2 protein-coding genes are annotated in these 892 nt (G+C 71.2%); one reads left to right on the top strand and one right to left on the bottom strand.

Translation table 11 applies throughout. From position 1 onward, the window contains the following. Positions 1–414, bottom strand: a 414-nt coding sequence (locus I6U14_RS01035) for a zinc-dependent peptidase (RefSeq protein ID WP_296896155.1), incomplete at its 3' end; no start/stop codon positions are given. A gap of 197 nt (positions 415–611) precedes the next feature. Here I6U14_RS01035 and I6U14_RS01030 point away from each other — a divergent pair. After that, positions 612–892: thiamine pyrophosphate-binding protein (locus I6U14_RS01030; protein WP_296896152.1), on the top strand; the 281-nt coding region annotated here is incomplete at its 3' end.

Below are 892 nucleotides of genomic sequence, written 5' to 3'. Positions count from 1 at the left end.
AGGGCGCGCCGGCCCCGTCCCCCGTGCTCCGCGCCCTTGGTGGTCGTCGTCGACCCGGGCGAGGCTGTCCTCGGCCATGGCCCCCCGCGCCGGCACGAATTCGTCCGGATAGACGATGACCGCATGCCAGCCGCGGTACCAGTCCAGCCCAAGCTCCAGTACCGGCAGCGCCGCTTGCAGAGCCAGCTCCATGCAGGTGCGTAAATCCAGCTCGGCGCCGCCGGCGGCCTCGAAGGCCTTCTGGTGCAGGAAGAGCGCGGCGGTGTCGATGAGCCGCCGGCGCGCGGCATCGTCCAGGCCGTCCAGGAGCGGCAGCTCCAGGCAGATTTCGGGCCACAGCGCCGGGTCGATTTGGGCGTGAGCGCGTTCGAGGCGGTAGCGCTGCCACCAGCGGCTGATGGGGTTGGGCATCATGGTCGGCGACTGCGGGCTCTTCGCCCATGGGTGCATTCAGGCGCGCTCTGTGGGTGTCTGGCGGCGAAGCCGTTCGGGCGGCAGGCGCGGCTCCGAGTGCGCCCACGGGCCCCGGGAGTTGGCGCGTATCATGGCGGCGCGCCGCGAAGGTCTTATCATGCCTCAATCCGCATTGCCTGCCAGGCGCCGCCATGACAATGACTCAGACCGAACCGTCCATGCGCCCCGGCGCCGGCGTGCTCTTCGACGTGCTGTACGAGCTCGGCGTCGATGTGATCTTTGCCCATACCGGCGGGGCGGTGATCCCGTTGCCTGTGGAGCTCAACAAGCGCCTGCGCCGGCGCGACCCCGTGCCTCGGGTCATCATTTGCCGCCCGGAGCCGGGCGCCGGGCCTCCGGCCGAATGCAATGCGCGTGCCTGCGTGCGGGTCGGGGTAGAGCTGGCGACCACCAGCCCCGGGGCCACCGAACCGCCCCC

It is taken from the genome of Thiohalocapsa sp., assembly GCF_019695415.1.
Taxonomy (GTDB): domain Bacteria; phylum Pseudomonadota; class Gammaproteobacteria; order Chromatiales; family Chromatiaceae; genus Thiohalocapsa.
Note: the sequence above shows the minus strand (reverse complement) of the source record. Positions and strands in the feature narration are given on the sequence as shown.